The organism is Fibrisoma limi BUZ 3 (assembly GCF_000296815.2).
In the GTDB taxonomy this organism is placed as follows: domain Bacteria; phylum Bacteroidota; class Bacteroidia; order Cytophagales; family Spirosomataceae; genus Fibrisoma; species Fibrisoma limi.
The window spans coordinates 656,438-671,988 of the sequence record NZ_CAIT01000004.1; the positions used below are offsets into that span (position 1 = coordinate 656,438).

The following is a 15,551-nucleotide window of genomic DNA, read 5'->3' on the forward strand; positions in this document are numbered from 1 at the left end:
CCTATGCTGACCTTTTCATGAAAACGATCATCGCTTTAGTTGCCTGGGCTGCGTTGCTCACCGCTACCGTTCGGGCTCAGGATGCGGGCGTACCGGCATCCACCAACATTCCGGGCCAGAAATACCCGCAGATTCTGCCCGACAACCGCGTCGTGTTTCGCGTGAAAGCCCCGGAAGCACAAAAAGTGCAGATGGACCTGGGCCGGAAATACGACATGGTGAAAGATACGAGCGGTTTCTGGACCGTCACGACCGACCCCATCGTGGAAGGTTTTCACTATTACTCCCTCATAATCGACGGCGTTCCTCTTTGCGACCCGTCGAGCCAGACGTTTTACGGCATGGGCCGGATGGCGAGTGGCATCGACATTCCGGACAAAGACATGGACTACTACCAGCCCAAAAATGTGCCGCATGGTCAGGTTCGCTCCGTTAGTTACTACTCCGACATGACCAAAGCCTGGCGACGCGCGAATGTCTACACCCCACCCGGTTACGACGAAAGCCCAAAAAAGCGTTATCCGGTGCTGTACCTGCAACACGGCTCGGGCGAGGACGAAACCGGCTGGCCAACGCAGGGTAAGATGAATTTTATTCTCGACAACCTGATCGCCGAAGGCAAGGCAACGCCCATGATTGTGGTGATGGAGCGCGGCTACGCTACCGACCCGACCAAACCCGTCAGCACAACGGTCAGCGGACCCGCCAGCATGAACAGCAATGTCTTCCCCGACGTACTGGTGAGAGAGGTGATTCCAATGATTGATAAGTCGTTCCGAACGCTGACGGATCGAGACAATCGGGCTATGGCTGGGCTATCGATGGGCGGCTTTCAAACCTTCCAGACCACGATGACCAACCTCGACAAGTTTGCTTACATCGGTGGTTTCAGCGGGGCAGGACGGTTGCAGCCGGGCGCTGACATCCAGCAGCTTTACAACGGGGCCTGGGCCGATGCCGACGCTTTCAACAAGAAAGTGAAAGTAGTCTACGTAAGCATCGGTACCAAAGAGCCGGAGCGGATGTATGCCGGCGTGAAAGGCTTCCACGAAGCGCTCGACAAAGCGGGCATCAAACACGTGTATTACGAGTCGCCGGGTACGTCGCACGAGTGGCAAACCTGGCGCCGGTCGCTCCGGCAGTATGCGGGCCTGATCTTTAAAAAATAACCGGCGTTTTTGTCGTCCCTACCGGGATTCGTAGGCAAAGATTTATCATCCCGACGTTAGGAGGGATCTTCAGGTGAGGCTGAAAATATCTCCGATCAAAGAAGATCCCTCCTGATGTCGGGATGGCAAAATAGGACCGGCCCTATCGTCGGAATGACAAAAAACATCATAAGCCAACGGATACTTACAAACACACTATATACAAATGAAAGGACTCTTTCTACTAGCAGCCATCATGGGCGTTTTCTGCTGTGACGGCTTCGCTCAACCCACGGACAAAGAAGCGCCCAAAGGCTTCGATCAGCTCCGTTCGGGCATTGCTACAGGCAAGCTTGATTCGATCAGTTACCCATCGAAAACGGTAGGGACTACCCGTAAAGTGTTGGTGTACACGCCACCGGGCTACTCCAAAAAGACAAAATACCCGGTGCTGTATCTGCTGCACGGCATCGGGGGCGATGAAAAAGAATGGCTGAAAGGCGGTAGTCCCCAAGTGATTCTGGACAATTTGTATGCCGACAAGAAGCTGGAGCCTATGATCGTGGTGATGCCTAACGGCCGGGCCATGAAAGACGACCGCGCCATAGGCAACGTCTTCGATCGGGAGAAAGTAGAGGCTTTCGCTAAGTTCGAGAAAGACCTGCTCAACGACCTGATTCCGTTTGTTGAGAAAAAGTATTCGACCCTGACCGACCGCGAACACCGGGCCATTGCCGGGCTGTCGATGGGCGGGGGACAATCACTAAATTTCGGACTGGGCAATCTGGATAAATTCGCGTGGGTGGGCGGTTTCTCGTCGGCACCGAACACGAAACGGCCCGAAGAACTGGTCCCCAATGCCGACGAAGCGAAGAAGAAGCTGAAACTTCTGTGGATCTCGTGTGGTGACGCCGACGGCCTGATCACCTTCAGCAAGCGTACGCACGACTACCTATACCAGAACAACGTACCGCACATCTATTACGTGGAGCCGGGTGGACATGATTTCAAGGTCTGGAAAAACGGGCTGTATATGTTTTCGCAGTTCCTGTTCAAGCCGGTTGACAACGCATCGCTGACCAAATACACCGTCCTGGGTTCACCGGCAACTACCAACATCCGTTCGGCCAAATACCCGCAGGTTCTGCCCGACAATCGGGTTGTGTTTCGCGTAAAAGCGCCACAGGCGCAGAACGTGCAGATTGACCTGGGCAAGAAGTACAACATGGTGAAGGATACGGCCGGTTTCTGGACCGTTACGACCGATTCAATCAGCCGCGGGTTCCATTACTACTCGCTTTTGATCGATGGCGTCCCTCTTGTCGATCCCGCCAGCGAAACGTTCTACGGCATGGGCCGGATGGCCAGCGGCATTGAGATTCCGGACAAAGACGAGGGCTTTTATGCGCTGAAAGACGTACCCCACGGCGACATTCGTATCAAACGGTACCTGTCAAAAGCCTCGAATACCTGGCGGGAGATGTACGTCTACACCCCACCGGGCTACGATAAATCAACGGAGAAATACCCCGTGCTGTATTTGCTGCACGGTGGGGGTGAAGATCAGCGTGGCTGGGCTACGCAGGGCCGTACTGACCTGATTCTGGACAACCTGATTGCCGAAAAGAAGGCAAAGCCAATGGTAATTGTCATGCTCGACGGCAACATGAACATGCCCGGTGGGCTGGCGGGTTTCAACGAAAACGTACTGCGCGCCTTCGAAAACGAGTTGAAGCAAGGAGCCATTCCCTTCGTCGAAAGCAACTTCAGAGTCGAAACCGACGCGAAAAACCGGGCGCTGGCGGGCCTGTCGATGGGCGGCTTACAAACGCTCTACGCGGGTATCAAGAACACGAATATGTTTTCGTCGCTGGGGGTGTTCAGTTCGGGATGGTTTGCCAATAACCCCAAACTCACCGACCCGCAGTACGCCTTCATGAAAGACAATGCCAGCACCATCAACAGCAACCTGAAAAACTTCTGGATTTCGATGGGCGGCAAAGAAGACATTGCCTACCAGAACTGTCAGGTGATGATGAAGAAGTTCGACGATATGGGCGTCAAGTACACCTATAGCGAGTATGCGGGCGGCCATACCTGGCCGGTCTGGCGGCACGATTTATTTCAGTTTTCTCAATTACTTTTCAAATAAGTTGTAAACCAAAACCCCAATTTTCACCATGAAAACGTTGTTTTTTTCTTTACTTCTATCAATTGTCAGCCTTGTAGCATTTGCTCAAAATCCAATTGATGGCAACTGGAAAGGCAGCCGTGAAACGCCGAACGGTACTTTCGAAGTAAACTATACCTTCAAGGTAGAAGGCAACAAATTAACAGGAACATGGAAAACTCAATTTGGCGAGTCTCCCATACAAGAAGGGACTGTTGATGGCAAAAAGATTTCGTACAGTATCACATTTAACGATCGTAAAATGAGTTATACTGGCGAATTAGTGTCTGATAAAGAATTAGTTGTTAAAAGTGAGCGTGGTGAGATGAAGCTCGCTAAGCAGTAGGAAATTTTTACCGTTTAACTGAGCAAAAAAGGCTCAGTTAAACGGTGTTTTTAGGAAGCACATAGTTCCTATTTAAGGATTCTGCTCAAAAGATAGTTATCTCCATGATTTCAAAAAGAAACTTCGTGGCTGTAAGTACGGCCATTTTCATGATAGGAACCGTCCCTGGATTTTCTCAATCTATTCCATCATTAAAAGACGCGTTTACACGAGATTTCGGGATTGGTACATGCCTGAACAACGCCCAGATTGAAGAACGAGACCCACAAATGACCGAGTTCATCGCGCGTCAGTTCAACATGGCTACACCGGAAAACGTCATGAAGTCAGGGCCGATCCACCCGAAATGGGATACCTATAATTTCGAGATGGCGGATAAGCTGGTGGCGTTCGGGAAAAAGCACAACATCAAAATCAACGGCCATACGTTGGTCTGGCATAGCCAGTTACCACCGTTTATCAGGGGAATAAAGAGTTCGGATTCGATTCGCACGTTCTTTAATGAGCACATCAAAACCGTTGCCGGGCGCTATAAAGGCAAGGTATTTTCGTGGGATGTCGTCAACGAAGCCCTCAACGAAGATGGTACGATGCGTAAGTCGGTGTTTCTGCAACACCTCGGCGACAATTTCGTAACCGAAGCCTTCCGGCTTGCGCAGGAAGCAGACCCTAAAGCCGAACTGTATTACAACGATTACAACAACGAACAACCGGCCAAGCGGGCGGGCTGCATCACGCTCATTAAGAAAATACAGGACGCTAAGGTGCGGATTGATGGCGTAGGTATTCAGGGGCACTGGCACGTGGGCAAAGTACCCCTGAAGGACATCGAAGAAAGTATCCTTCAGTACGCAGCTCTGGGGTTGAAGGTCATGTTTACGGAACTGGACATTGAAGTGCTGCCCCGTAATTTCCAGGGTGCCGATGTGAACCAGCGTATGGTCAACAATGAACAGTCGAATCCATACGCGAACGGTTTGCCGGACTCCGTGCAGCAGCAACTGGCGGCCGACTACGAAGCCTTGTTCAAACTATTGCTCAAGCACAAGGACAAAGTCACCCGCGTGACGTTCTGGGGCGTCAACGACGGTGATAGCTGGCTGAACAACTGGCCGATCCGGGGTCGGACCAGTTACCCACTGCTGTTCGACCGCAACAACCAGCCTAAACCAGCATTTTATAAGGTGTTGGCACTAAAAAACAGGTGATTCACAGTAAACGTGTAAAATCTCACTCTTGGGTAACATATAAAATGGTACGCCAAATCAGCGGAGATGCTAGAATAAGCCAGTTGTGATGTGCGTACCTGACAGAACGTAGCAATTTATTGTACGAAAAATCTGACCCAAGTAGTCACAGTATTGACCTGAATATCTGCCACAGGGTATCCTTTCTGTCTCATAATGAAACTTAATACCCAAAGTTGTGCTGTTGAGGGATAAAGTGTGTTTGAACGAACTGCAAAGACAGCGATTCGCTTGTAAATGAGTGCATAGCGAGAAGCTTTACAGATTAAGTTTTTCAGAAATCCTGTTAACTAAGCGCTTAACAGAACAGCCTGGTTCAGCGAAGCTAACCAGGCTGTTCTGTTAAATGTACAAAAATGGACTTCTACCCATGCTCTTAGTTCAGGACAAAAATCTATTCGTCGTCTTCCCCCTGGTCGACGTGTCCATGAATAAATCCGCCGGGTAGCTCTTCCTGATCTTCCAGGGGGGTATCCCCAGGTTCGTGCGGTCCTTCCTGACGGAGAACAGACTCTCGATCGTTAGCACTGTTTCCTCCTTGATCTGCCTCGCCCCCAGGCGAATACCATCTAACAGTCTTCATATCCAATTCGGTTTGTTCGTATTGTCCCTCAGAAAACGGTTGAAACGAGATGAAGTTTTTTTTTATAGGATTTGGTCAGTAGACGTAGTTGTAAGATATGCCTAGACTGAAGGTACGTTTCTGGTCATACTCACTTGTCACCAACAGGTATATTGCTACCCGCTAGTCTACTTATTGATGTATTGACTTTCTGCCCGGGGCGCCTGAAAACGATTCCGCAGAATCTACGCCACCCTGCTGCGCGACTGGCTCAAGGCCGACGATAAAGCCATCCTCGGCCAGTCCTTCAAACCGTTGGAACTGGTGTAGTTTTGGTTGCCAAAAAACACTGTTACGTATTACCCCAAACCCCTGAAGGGGCTTAGCGCTACTTTATCAGGTTTTACCCTAGCAGAGCTAAGCCCCTTCAGAAGTTTGGGGTAAAGCAGGTTGAAAGAAATATCAAGCCGCCGTTTGCGGGGTTGACGTAGTCCCGACGGCGACCTCTTTCGGCGGGCGCTGACTCCAGTACGTGGCAAGCAGCGAGCCTGTTGTGTTCATAATCGGTCCGAATAAGGCAGGGGCCAGTCCAACCGTAGCGACTTTACCCAACTGCACGGCTATACCCGACGCCAGGCCGCCGTTTTGCAGACCAACCTCAATAGCTACGGTCCGGCAGCTTTGCTCGTCCATGCCAAAGACACGGGCGCTCCAGTAGCCCAAGAAGAAACCCGTCAGGTTATGAATGAGTACGCAAAGGGCCAGGGTCCAGCCGACGGTCAGCAGGCTGTCGCGGCCGGCCGCGGTGATAATGGCTACGATCAGGACAATACCAGCCATCGACACCAGTGGCATAACCCGGTTAATGAACACGGCCGATTTGTGGAAAATACGATTCAGAATTAAACCGACAATTACCGGAAGAATAACGATCTGCATGATTTCGAGCATCATTTTCCAGAACGAAATCTCGATGAACTGCCCGGCAAGTAGCTTCATCAGGGCGGGCATGACAAACGGGGCCAGTAACGTCGATATAGTCGTGACGGTGATGGAGAGTGGTACGTTGGCTTTCGCAATGAAGCACATGACGTTTGAGGCCAGACCGCTGGGTGAGCAGCCGATCAGCACGACCCCGGCCGCAATTTCGGGCGGAAAACTGAATGAATTAGCCAGGGTATAGCCCAGCAGCGGCATAATAATGAAGTGACACGTAACGCCTACGAATACCGCCCGCGGTTGTTTGATAACCCCCTCAAAATCTTTAATGGCCATCGTCGTACCCATACCAAGCATGATAATCTGCAACAGCGGCACGATTAACCGTTTCAGTTGAAAGTCACCAACTTGAGTGAATAGGTTCGGAAAAGCCAGCGCCGTGGCCACGGCGGCAATAATCAGCGCTGTGTAGATCAGGTTGCGGTATGAGGATTTGGCGTTCGTTTCTGATTTCATAAGGGTTTCGGTTTTCGGAAAAAGTGAAGCTACGTTAAAATTTACCTAAATCCCATAGAAGAAAAGCTCCCCCCGATATCCGGAGAGAGCTTCGTTGAACCAGTGTGTACAGAAGGTAACCGATAGACAACCACTGCCCCGGAAAACCGGACACGACAGTCGGGGCTTTCCGGGCAGTTTTATTTCTTTTTCGAATGACCCGCGCTGATCTCATTGGCGAACCGATCCTTTTAACGGTCAACGCATCAGGTGTCAGCTTAAGGTGCTTAAAACGCCTTCTTTCAGCGAGTAAGTTGAGGTACGGATGTGATCGATGCGATACGTTTTCAATACGTAATCGATGAGACAAACGGCCACAACTATCATATCGACCCGCAACTCAATCATACCCGGTAGAGCCATACGTTCGTCGTGGTTGCGAGTCAGTAACAGTTCGTAGGAACGATAGAATTCAGCCACCGGAAGCTCAAACGCTGTCTGCGACGGGTCGGGAAAATGGCCCTGATCGTGCATGCACCACATGTCAACCAACGTATCAAATGAACCCGACGACCCAACGAGCATGGTCGGCTGGTACTGGTGAACCGCATTGACCAGCGGCAGCAGTTGTTCCTGAAAGAAGCTGGTCAGGCGCTGTACCTGGGTAGGCGGAATCGGGTCGGAGCGTTCCGGCGCACCGGGCATGAAGCGTTCGAGGAGCCGCTGCCCGCCTATCTCGAAACTTTGCTTCCAGAAGATCCGGTGCTGGTTTCCCAGAATGAACTCGACGCTGCCCCCGCCGATGTCCATGATGAGGGCCGTATGATCGTCGAGTGACCCAGCCGCCCGAACGCCCCGGTATATGTAGTCGGCTTCCTGATCACCGGAAATGACCTGAATCCGGATGCCGGTTGTGTGCTGGACTCGATCAATGAACTCGCTCTGATTACGAGCAACCCGGATGGCGCTTGTACCAATAGCAACGACCTGTTCGGGAGCCACACCGTACTGGTCCAGTACTTCGCGGAAATAGCGCAGTACGGTCAGAGCCCGTTCGACGCCTTCTTCCGTAATCATTCCCTGATTGATGCCGGCTTTGCCGATTTTAGCCGGACGACTTTCCCGAAAGAGCGTCTGGTACAAACCATCCGGTCGGCGGTCAACGATGAGTAGGTGAAAGGTATTGGTTCCTAAGTCGATAATAGCTTGCTTCATGTCCGCAAATCTACTATCTTTGCCGTCCGCTATTAGCAAAAATCAATATCCGGATATGCTTATCATAAACGTTAAAGACAACGAGTCCATTGACAAGGCGCTGAAACGCTTCAAGAAGAAATTCGAGAAGACGGGCGTTTTGCGGGAGTTGCGGTCGCGGACGGCTTTCGAAAAACCGTCGGTAAAGCGTCGCACTCAGGTTATTAAGGCTGCCTACAAAGAAAAAATGTACGGCAACCACACCGAGCAATAGATCGGTGACGCGCGTAGGGTTGGTACTTGGCTGTTGATGTGCGCAGTCAACATAGAGTAGCTAACCATAAAAACATCGAAGCAGCAGGCAGGAATGTCGGCTGCTTTTTTGTTGCCCAGCATTAGGATTTATGTGACAAGGGTTACTTTTCACAATAATGATCCCCCTCTTTAATCGGCTCAGCGTTGTTCAAGCCGGATTTTAAAAATAACGGAGCTTGCCCCATGAAGGGATTGGGGTGATAGATAAAACGTGAATGCCGGGATTGGTATAGAAACATTGACCTGTTAGCTTTGGTAAGAAATTAAGTTAAGTCAGCTACAGCTTATGAATCCGATAGGGCCAACCTTTGCTTCAGACTTCCTCCAGCACATTCGGTACGAGAAGCGCCTGAGCCATCATACCCTGACGGCCTATGCCAACGATCTGGAGCAGTTCGGTACGTTTCTGGCTGCGGAGTGTAACCTGGAACAGCCTGATAAAGCCGATTTCCGGCACATTCGGTCGTGGGTGGTTAGTCTGGTAGAGAACGGTCTCGATAAAACGTCGGTAAATCGAAAAATAGCGACCCTGCGAAGCTATTACGGATTTCTGCTGCGCCGGAAACTGATTACCGTCGATCCGATGGTGAAAATCCAGGCGCTGAAGACAAGTAAGAAACTGCCGGTCTATGTTGAAGAAAAACCAATGGCGACGCTGCTCGACGACATTGACTTTCCGGACACATTTGAAGGCATACGCGACAAACTGGTTCTGGAGCTACTTTACAGCACCGGCATCCGGCTGAGTGAACTTACCGGCCTGAAAACGGCGGATGTTAACCTCTACGAAAAAACCATCACCGTGCTGGGTAAGCGAAACAAACACCGGATCGTTCCCCTGACGCAGCCGCTGTTTGACCTGGTGCAGCAGTATACCCGGCTGAAACAGGAAACATTTGGCGAACAGGCTGATGACGTACACCTGATCGTGAGCGACAAAGGGATTCAGGCTTATCCGGTGCTGATTCAGCGAATTGTGAAACGCCACCTGAACGTAGTCACGACGCTCGAAAAGAAAAGCCCGCACGTATTGCGTCATACGTTCGCGACGCATCTGCTGAACCGGGGGGCGGATCTGAACGCTATTAAGGATTTGCTGGGGCATACCAGTCTGGCCGCGACGCAGGTCTACACGCACACCAGCCTTGAGCAGTTAAAGAAAACCTACGACCAGGCACACCCAAAGGCCAAGAAGTAACCCTACCGTGCTACATTTGCCCTTATGAATATCCTGACCATGAGCCAGACGCTGTTCTACATATTGGAGCAGCAACCTGATGCCGAAAAAGCGACTATCTATCTTCGTCAGCAGGCCGACGTATTCCAGCAAAATCCGCAGACGGCTACGTTCTACCGCGTGTTTGTGTCCATTCCCCGATTCACCGGTAAGCAGGTACTTGAGGTGTCGCCTGATATGGCGTTCGCGCTGGAACGAATCCGACCCCATTTCACCGTAACCGGCTGGACGCGTGATCGGCTGGCGCGGGTCTGGTGGCTGTTGCAACTACCCGCCGACGATGAGACTGCTTACGTTAAAACCATTACTGAACTATTCAAGACGGCTGAGCTAAACGAACTTGTTGCGTTGTATTCGGCCCTGCCTGTACTGGAATACCCGGAAGCCTGGCGGTTTCAGGGAACGGAGGGGATTCGTAACAATATAGCTGATGTTCAGTCGGCCATCATGCTCCACAATCCCTATCCAATGGAGTACTTCGACGAAGCCGCCTGGAACCAGCTCGTCTTAAAGGCGTTTTTCACCGACAAGGACATAACGCAGATCATTGGGCTGCACGAACGCAAAAACGCCCGACTGGCTCAGACGCTGGCGGACTATGCCGCCGAACGCCGGGCTGCCGGGCGTAGCTTACCTGCCAATATTGATTTGCTGATGAATTAATTAATTAGTTGTTCGTTGTTTGAAGTTGAATTAACTACAAACAACGAACAGAAATTAATACCACCGGTACGTAATACCCGCCGAGATCAGCAGCGAAGGGCTGCTGTTGGGCAGTTCGGCGTAATTAAAGAATACGTGCTGGTACTGCGCCTGAATTTCAGCACCAAGGCCTTGTTCACGTCTGCCGTAAAATTTCAAACCAATGGCCGGGGCTACAGCACCTTTGAACCGGGAGTACTGATCAGATAACACACCGTAAAAGTTCGTGTAATCGACGAAAGCGCCACCGCCGGCCAGTTGTACGTAAGGCCGTATAGCTGCTGCGTTATCGGAGAAATAGTAGGAAGCCGTTACCATCGCCGGAATCGTCGTCAGCGTACGGGTTTGCACGGCCGAAATGGTTTCTCCGCTTGAAAACTGATACGTACCACGCGGCAACCGGTTCTGGTTGTACTGGTAGCCTGTTTTCAAACCCAGCGAGAAGCGCTGTGGGAAGAGCCATTCGCCCTGCAGTACGAAGTTGGTCGGCGAAATCTTATCGATGTACGTTTGCTGACCACCCAGCGGAGCCGCAACGGCGTAGTGCGCTGAGATGCCGAACGTAACGTATTCCTGATACGGCGACGGAAAGGCCGTGTATTCGTCATTAGACTGGTTTTGTGCCCATGCGCTTGTTGCCAGCACTGACAACAGAGCCACTAGTGATCCTATACCTTTCATAATCATTAAGGAGCTGCCTGTAAATAAGGTGATTGTTCAAATACGGCATTAACGGCCCGATCGACGGACTCTTCGTTGAAGATGCCATTGCCACGAATGTCGGCCTGATAGATTACCCGCAGTTGATTCTGGTCAGAACCATTGTTGCCGCCGTTGGTTGGCCGGTTTCTGAGGTCAACGATCTGTAGTTCCCAATACTGTTCGCTAACCTGATAGAATTGATAGTAGCTCGGATAATAGGGGTAATACCCACCAAAGCCAGGCCCTAAACCACCATAATAGCCGGCCCCGTACCAATAATCAAGGTAGTAGGGCGAATACGGAACCGAAGTTACGCCCGTGTATCGGTTGTTGACCCGGATGGCAGCCACGCCCATGTCGGCGGTCTGCCCCTGTGCCACGCGCTGGAACCCACGACTGGTTAAAGCAGCCGCAACCTGGTTGATAAACCGGGCTTCGACCGTAGTGAGCGAACCCTGATACGTATTGTTGGATTCAACCAGTACGGAATCTGGTAGGCTAAACGTACGGTACTGAGCAAAGTTGACATTCCGGTCGTAGTTGGTGATGTACACCTGGCTGTCTTCCGGACTTAGATCGTCGACTGCATTATCGCGACAGGCCGTCAGGCCACCGCCAATAGCGAACAACAGGGCCATCCAAATGCCCAATTGGTTTTTTTTGAACGTCTTACTTGTTTTCATCTTCAATGTCAATTACCACTTATCTATCTAGTTAACTAATAGACTTGTTAAGTGGTTATGAAAAGAAACTAAAAAATGAGATAGTTGTCGCATAAATAGAGACGGCTATTTTGTTGAACTTTGCGTGTTAGAACCGGACGTACTGAACGCCCTTAGCAATACAATTATTTATGAGTTTCTTGGACTCCATCCGTGGCATGACGTTCTTCGACATGCACGTACACATGACGTCACGTACGACTGACGATTATCAGGCTATGGCCGACGCAGGGGTAGTGGCATTGATCGAGCCGGCTTTCTGGCTGGGTCAACCCCGCACCGGCGTTGACTCGTTTCGGGACTATTTTGCCAGCCTCGTGGGGTGGGAGCGGTTCCGGGCGTCGCAGTTTGGTATTCGTCACTACTGTACCATCGGCCTGAACTCAAAAGAAGCCAATCAGGAAGCCCTGGCCGAGCAGGTTATGGAAATTCTGCCGCTTTTCATCTATAAGGAAGGCGTTGTGGGAGTGGGCGAGATTGGTTTCGACGACCAGACGGCTGCGGAAGAAAAGTATTACCGGGCGCAACTGGAACTGGCCAAAGAAGCCGGTTTGCCGGTGCAGATCCATACGCCCCACCGTGACAAAAAACAGGGAACCAGCCGGAGTATGGATATTGCCATTGAGCATGGTATTGACCCCGGTATGGTGATTGTTGACCACAATAACGAAGAAACGGTACGCGAGGTGCTGGACCGAGGCTTCTGGGCAGGATTCACGATCTATCCGTTTACCAAAATGGGCAACGAACGGATGGTCGAGATCGTGAAACAATACGGTCCCGAACGGATTATGGTCAACTCGGCCGCCGACTGGGGGATCAGCGATCCGCTGGCTGTACCAAAAACGGCGGCTCTCATGAAAGAGCGCGGTATCTCCGACGAAGCGATCCGGCTCGTAACGTTTACAAACGCCGTTACAGCGTTTGCGCAGAGTGGCCAGCTAAGCCTCGCCGAACTGGAGCAGCCGATGGACATCGATCAGAGCCAACGCTACAACGGTAGTTCCGTACTGCGCGGTGGTCAGGCTCCGCGGGTAGATAAAAGTTCAACAATTATCAAATGAGTGAAATCGGCGTGCCGATTTCACTCTGTCGCTCTTTATGCTTCTTGCTCTTTTGCGTCTGACACGTCCGGCAAATTTGGTAACGGCAATTGCTGATGTGCTGGCGGGCATGGCCATTGCCGGGTATTTTGTGTTATTTAAAGCACCACCAGCGCCGGTTGGCTGGTTGTGTCTGGCAACGGTTGGCCTGTACGGAGGGGGCGTAGTTTTCAACGACGTCTTCGACGCTGAACTGGATGCGATTGAACGGCCGGAACGCCCTATTCCAAGCGGAATCGTCAGTCGGCAGGCGGCTGCAACGTTGGGCACCGTTCTCTTTGCCATTGGGATTGCCGCTTCATTTGCCGTTAACGTAACGGCCGGCGCTCTGGCTGTTGCTATTACGGTAGCCTCGCTCGTTTATGATCGTTTTGGCAAACACCATGCGTTTTTTGGACCGATCAACATGGGGCTATGCCGAGGGTTGAATCTGCTCTTGGGGGTTAGCATTTTACCGGATCAGGTTTTACCCTGGGCCTGGGTTGGGCTGATACCCATAGCGTATATAGGGGCTATCACGATGATCAGTCGGGGGGAAGTACACGGCGGAAAGGCGGGAACCATGCGGCTGGCAGGACTGCTCTACGCTATTGTGATCGCGTGCATTGCGGCCATTGCGCAGCGTCGGCAGCAATTAGGAACGGCGCTGCCGTTTCTGTTTATCTTTGGCTACTACATTTTCCCTCCCCTTTGGCGGGCTACCCGCGAGCCAATTGGCCGTAACATCGGTCTGGCCGTAAAAGCAGGCGTTATCTCCCTGATCGCCATGAATGCAGCCTGGGTAGCTGCGTTCGCGTCGTTCCCGCTTGCCTTCCTGGTGTTCTGCCTGTTGCCCCTGTCGCGGCTACTGGCAAAACTGTTTGCTGTAACATAAGAAAAGCGGGCTTCCACCCGCTTTTCCTGATTACTCATATGTCGGCAGGTTTCTACCCGCTTTCCTTTAGGCGTTTGCTGGATCGCAGAACTCTTCCAGCGCCATTTCGAGGTGCTGGGCGATCATCTGGGCCGAACGGCCTTCGATGTGGTGCCGCTCAATAAAGTGCACCAGTTCTCCGTCCTTGAAAATACCAATCGACGGCGACGACGGCGGATACGGCAGCAGGAACTCCCGCATCTTGGCCGTAGCTTCCAGATCCGCACCGGCGAAAACCGTTACCAGTTTGTCGGGCTTTACCTGGCTGTTGGCCAAAGCGGCTTTTACGCCCGGGCGAGCCGCACCGGCCGCGCAACCACAGACAGAGTTCACCACCACCAGCATCGTGCCTTTGGTGTTATCCATCGTTTCTACCACTTCTTCCGGTGTGGTCAATTCCTGGAACCCAACGCTCGTCAGGTCTTCCCGCATCGGGACAAGCAAATGAGGAGGATACATAATTAGTTTACAGTTTGTAGTTAGTAACAATCCGCCGTAGCGGTTTACAGGTAAATATTACATGAAGCCAAGTTCAAGTTTCGCTACTTCCGACATCATTTCGGTCGTGTAGGGCGGGTCGAAGGTTAGTTCAACGCTCACGTCGTTAACACCGTCAATCTCCCGAACCTTCTGCTCAATCTCACCCGGAATGGATCCGGCGGAGGGGCAGGAGGGCGACGTCAGCGTCATCAGGATGTAGACGTTATTGACCGGAAATATTTTGATGTCGTAGATCAGGCCCAGTTCGTATACGTCGACCGGTATTTCGGGGTCGTACACGCCCTTGAGCGCCATCACAACCTGTTCTTTCAGTTCTGCGTCTGTCATGGTTGGGAAACGTTATGCATTTGATTTCAGATCAGCCTGCACGGTCGAAAAATCCTTCATCTGCTTCAGCATCGACGCCAGACCACCGGCCCGGCGTGAGGTAACCAGGTTACTCAACCCGATGCGCTCAATAAAATACAGGTCGGCGTTGGCTACGTCTTCCGGTTTTTCGCCGTCGAGCACCCGGATCAGCAAGCTGACCAGCCCTTTACTGATCTGGGCAGTTGGTTCACTGTCAGCCTCGAAGTGCACGTTATCGCCGGTCATTTCGCTGTGCAGCCACACTTTCGACTGACACCCCCGGATCAGATTGTCGTCGGTGCGGTATTGCTCCGGCATCGGCGGCAGTTTCTTTCCGAGATCGATGATGTATTGCGTCTTGTCGAGCGGATCATCGAACAAATCAAATTCTTCGATGATATCGTCCTGCTTTTCGTTTATAGTCATGTTTATATTCTTCCTAATGGACTGGCTTGATGTCTTACGCCTACCACTGTAATCGTGTTGTGGAGGTAGATATACAACAAACGATAATTCCCAACTAACAATTCTCTGAAATGGCTTAGCTGCTTTTCGGGAACAATACGGCCCATTTCGGGAAAGGACTCTAACAATTTAAGCTTTCGTACGAGTTCATCTGACCAAGCATCAACAGGCGGACGGAGAACGTGAAAGATAACGTATTATGTCACGAACGTCTTCTTTGGCTTCGTCTGTCCAGATTATCTCTGTGCCTGAATCCATTCCTTCATCTCTCGTATAACATCCTCGTTTTTGTGGCCTTTGTTCTGACCCATCTCTTCCATCGCACGTTCATAGCGATCGAGAATGATGAGTCTTTCAACGGCTTCATCGAGTGTTATTTCACCAGGTATGGCCTGAAAAGATTCAACAATCTTGGCAGTACTAAGCATGTCTGAAAACTGGT

The 15,551-nt window shown here is 51.4% G+C and carries 19 protein-coding genes; 9 read left to right on the forward strand and 10 right to left on the reverse strand.

Annotated elements, in window-relative coordinates; genetic code table 11:
* The first annotated feature begins 17 nt into the window (after positions 1-17).
* From BN8_RS03220 to BN8_RS03235, 4 genes are all read left to right on the forward strand, one after another.
* The gene (locus BN8_RS03220) at positions 18-1,169 is read left to right on the forward strand and encodes an alpha/beta hydrolase-fold protein (protein WP_009280356.1); all 1,152 of its coding nucleotides are present in this window, start codon (positions 18-20) and stop codon (positions 1,167-1,169) included.
* A 205-nt stretch (positions 1,170-1,374) separates the two neighbouring features.
* Positions 1,375-3,300, forward strand: coding sequence for an alpha/beta hydrolase-fold protein (locus tag BN8_RS03225; protein ID WP_009280357.1), 1,926 nt, complete (start codon positions 1,375-1,377; stop codon positions 3,298-3,300).
* A gap of 28 nt (positions 3,301-3,328) precedes the next feature.
* Positions 3,329-3,664, forward strand: coding sequence for a hypothetical protein (locus BN8_RS03230; RefSeq protein ID WP_009280358.1), 336 nt, complete (start codon positions 3,329-3,331; stop codon positions 3,662-3,664).
* A gap of 149 nt (positions 3,665-3,813) precedes the next feature.
* Positions 3,814-4,872, forward strand: coding sequence for an endo-1,4-beta-xylanase (locus BN8_RS03235; RefSeq protein WP_229367658.1), 1,059 nt, complete (start codon positions 3,814-3,816; stop codon positions 4,870-4,872).
* 433 nt (positions 4,873-5,305) lie between these two features.
* Here the strand turns inward: BN8_RS03235 and BN8_RS03240 are convergent, their stop codons facing one another.
* The 3 genes from BN8_RS03240 to BN8_RS03250 form a co-directional block, all read right to left on the reverse strand.
* Complete coding sequence (locus tag BN8_RS03240) at positions 5,306-5,494, reverse strand: hypothetical protein (RefSeq protein ID WP_040005295.1); 189 nt, start codon at positions 5,492-5,494, stop codon at positions 5,306-5,308.
* 441 nt (positions 5,495-5,935) lie between these two features.
* Entirely contained in the window at positions 5,936-6,928 is a 993-nt protein-coding gene (locus BN8_RS03245) for a bile acid:sodium symporter family protein (RefSeq protein WP_009280360.1), read from the reverse strand.
* Between the two features lie 252 nt (positions 6,929-7,180).
* Positions 7,181-8,122 carry a Ppx/GppA phosphatase family protein gene (locus tag BN8_RS03250; RefSeq protein WP_009280361.1) on the reverse strand — a complete coding sequence of 314 codons (942 nt, stop codon included), beginning with the start codon at positions 8,120-8,122 and terminating at the stop codon, positions 7,181-7,183.
* Between the two features lie 55 nt (positions 8,123-8,177).
* Here BN8_RS03250 and rpsU point away from each other — a divergent pair, with 55 nt between their 5' ends.
* The 3 genes from rpsU to BN8_RS03265 all read left to right on the forward strand — a co-directional run bounded on the left by rpsU (position 8,178) and on the right by BN8_RS03265 (position 10,316).
* Positions 8,178-8,375: a 30S ribosomal protein S21 gene (gene rpsU / locus BN8_RS03255; RefSeq protein WP_040005296.1), complete on the forward strand. Its 198-nt coding sequence runs from the start codon at positions 8,178-8,180 to the stop codon at positions 8,373-8,375.
* 327 nt (positions 8,376-8,702) lie between these two features.
* Entirely contained in the window at positions 8,703-9,614 is a 912-nt protein-coding gene (locus tag BN8_RS03260; protein ID WP_009280363.1) for a tyrosine-type recombinase/integrase, read from the forward strand.
* Between the two features lie 24 nt (positions 9,615-9,638).
* Positions 9,639-10,316, forward strand: coding sequence for an EboA domain-containing protein (locus tag BN8_RS03265; RefSeq protein ID WP_009280364.1), 678 nt, complete (start codon positions 9,639-9,641; stop codon positions 10,314-10,316).
* A gap of 54 nt (positions 10,317-10,370) precedes the next feature.
* On the opposite strand, the gene BN8_RS03270 is transcribed toward BN8_RS03265, so the two are convergent.
* Together BN8_RS03270 and BN8_RS03275 are read right to left on the reverse strand one after the other, a co-directional pair.
* Positions 10,371-11,036 carry an OmpW family outer membrane protein gene (locus BN8_RS03270; protein ID WP_040005405.1) on the reverse strand — a complete coding sequence of 222 codons (666 nt, stop codon included), beginning with the start codon at positions 11,034-11,036 and terminating at the stop codon, positions 10,371-10,373.
* Between the two features lie 5 nt (positions 11,037-11,041).
* Positions 11,042-11,740 carry a DUF4136 domain-containing protein gene (locus tag BN8_RS03275; protein ID WP_009280366.1) on the reverse strand — a complete coding sequence of 233 codons (699 nt, stop codon included), beginning with the start codon at positions 11,738-11,740 and terminating at the stop codon, positions 11,042-11,044.
* Positions 11,741-11,910: 170 nt separating this feature from the next.
* On the opposite strand from BN8_RS03275, the gene BN8_RS03280 reads away from it, so the two are divergent.
* Both BN8_RS03280 and eboC read left to right on the forward strand, forming a co-directional pair.
* Positions 11,911-12,843, forward strand: a complete 933-nt coding sequence (locus BN8_RS03280; protein ID WP_009280367.1) for a TatD family hydrolase — start codon at positions 11,911-11,913, stop codon at positions 12,841-12,843.
* A 37-nt stretch (positions 12,844-12,880) separates the two neighbouring features.
* Positions 12,881-13,756, forward strand: a complete 876-nt coding sequence (gene eboC, locus BN8_RS03285; protein WP_009280368.1) for a UbiA-like protein EboC — start codon at positions 12,881-12,883, stop codon at positions 13,754-13,756.
* 66 nt (positions 13,757-13,822) lie between these two features.
* Here the strand turns inward: eboC and BN8_RS03290 are convergent, their stop codons facing one another.
* Genes BN8_RS03290 through BN8_RS03305 form a run of 5 tightly spaced genes read right to left on the reverse strand, consistent with a single transcriptional unit; the run spans position 13,823 to position 15,537 of the window.
* The gene (locus BN8_RS03290) at positions 13,823-14,254 is read right to left on the reverse strand and encodes a BrxA/BrxB family bacilliredoxin (RefSeq protein WP_009280369.1); all 432 of its coding nucleotides are present in this window, start codon (positions 14,252-14,254) and stop codon (positions 13,823-13,825) included.
* Between the two features lie 57 nt (positions 14,255-14,311).
* Positions 14,312-14,623: an SUF system Fe-S cluster assembly protein gene (locus BN8_RS03295; RefSeq protein WP_009280370.1), complete on the reverse strand. Its 312-nt coding sequence runs from the start codon at positions 14,621-14,623 to the stop codon at positions 14,312-14,314.
* Positions 14,624-14,635: 12 nt separating this feature from the next.
* The gene (locus BN8_RS03300) at positions 14,636-15,070 is read right to left on the reverse strand and encodes a SufE family protein (protein WP_009280371.1); all 435 of its coding nucleotides are present in this window, start codon (positions 15,068-15,070) and stop codon (positions 14,636-14,638) included.
* Between the two features lie 2 nt (positions 15,071-15,072).
* Positions 15,073-15,300 (reverse strand): type II toxin-antitoxin system RelE/ParE family toxin, encoded by a 228-nt coding sequence (locus BN8_RS33840; protein ID WP_083882478.1) that lies wholly within the window; start codon positions 15,298-15,300, stop codon positions 15,073-15,075.
* 45 nt (positions 15,301-15,345) lie between these two features.
* Positions 15,346-15,537, reverse strand: coding sequence for a hypothetical protein (locus BN8_RS03305; RefSeq protein ID WP_009280372.1), 192 nt, complete (start codon positions 15,535-15,537; stop codon positions 15,346-15,348).
* Positions 15,538-15,551: the final 14 nt, after the last annotated feature.

What these genes read in the sequence shown, in the direction of transcription:
- BN8_RS03220 (WP_009280356.1), top strand. Translation starts at nt 18, where the DNA reads ATGAAAACGATCATCGCTTTAGTTGCCTGGGCTGCGTTGCTCACCGCT.
- BN8_RS03225 (WP_009280357.1), top strand. Translation starts at nt 1,375, where the DNA reads ATGAAAGGACTCTTTCTACTAGCAGCCATCATGGGCGTTTTCTGCTGT.
- BN8_RS03230 (WP_009280358.1), top strand. Translation starts at nt 3,329, where the DNA reads ATGAAAACGTTGTTTTTTTCTTTACTTCTATCAATTGTCAGCCTTGTA.
- BN8_RS03235 (WP_229367658.1), top strand. Translation starts at nt 3,814, where the DNA reads ATGATAGGAACCGTCCCTGGATTTTCTCAATCTATTCCATCATTAAAA.
- BN8_RS03240 (WP_040005295.1), bottom strand. Translation starts at nt 5,494, where the DNA reads ATGAAGACTGTTAGATGGTATTCGCCTGGGGGCGAGGCAGATCAAGGA.
- BN8_RS03245 (WP_009280360.1), bottom strand. Translation starts at nt 6,928, where the DNA reads ATGAAATCAGAAACGAACGCCAAATCCTCATACCGCAACCTGATCTAC.
- BN8_RS03250 (WP_009280361.1), bottom strand. Translation starts at nt 8,122, where the DNA reads ATGAAGCAAGCTATTATCGACTTAGGAACCAATACCTTTCACCTACTC.
- rpsU (WP_040005296.1), top strand. Translation starts at nt 8,178, where the DNA reads ATGCTTATCATAAACGTTAAAGACAACGAGTCCATTGACAAGGCGCTG.
- BN8_RS03260 (WP_009280363.1), top strand. Translation starts at nt 8,703, where the DNA reads ATGAATCCGATAGGGCCAACCTTTGCTTCAGACTTCCTCCAGCACATT.
- BN8_RS03265 (WP_009280364.1), top strand. Translation starts at nt 9,639, where the DNA reads ATGAATATCCTGACCATGAGCCAGACGCTGTTCTACATATTGGAGCAG.
- BN8_RS03270 (WP_040005405.1), bottom strand. Translation starts at nt 11,036, where the DNA reads ATGAAAGGTATAGGATCACTAGTGGCTCTGTTGTCAGTGCTGGCAACA.
- BN8_RS03275 (WP_009280366.1), bottom strand. Translation starts at nt 11,740, where the DNA reads ATGAAAACAAGTAAGACGTTCAAAAAAAACCAATTGGGCATTTGGATG.
- BN8_RS03280 (WP_009280367.1), top strand. Translation starts at nt 11,911, where the DNA reads ATGAGTTTCTTGGACTCCATCCGTGGCATGACGTTCTTCGACATGCAC.
- eboC (WP_009280368.1), top strand. Translation starts at nt 12,881, where the DNA reads ATGCTTCTTGCTCTTTTGCGTCTGACACGTCCGGCAAATTTGGTAACG.
- BN8_RS03290 (WP_009280369.1), bottom strand. Translation starts at nt 14,254, where the DNA reads ATGTATCCTCCTCATTTGCTTGTCCCGATGCGGGAAGACCTGACGAGC.
- BN8_RS03295 (WP_009280370.1), bottom strand. Translation starts at nt 14,623, where the DNA reads ATGACAGACGCAGAACTGAAAGAACAGGTTGTGATGGCGCTCAAGGGC.
- BN8_RS03300 (WP_009280371.1), bottom strand. Translation starts at nt 15,070, where the DNA reads ATGACTATAAACGAAAAGCAGGACGATATCATCGAAGAATTTGATTTG.
- BN8_RS03305 (WP_009280372.1), bottom strand. Translation starts at nt 15,537, where the DNA reads ATGCTTAGTACTGCCAAGATTGTTGAATCTTTTCAGGCCATACCTGGT.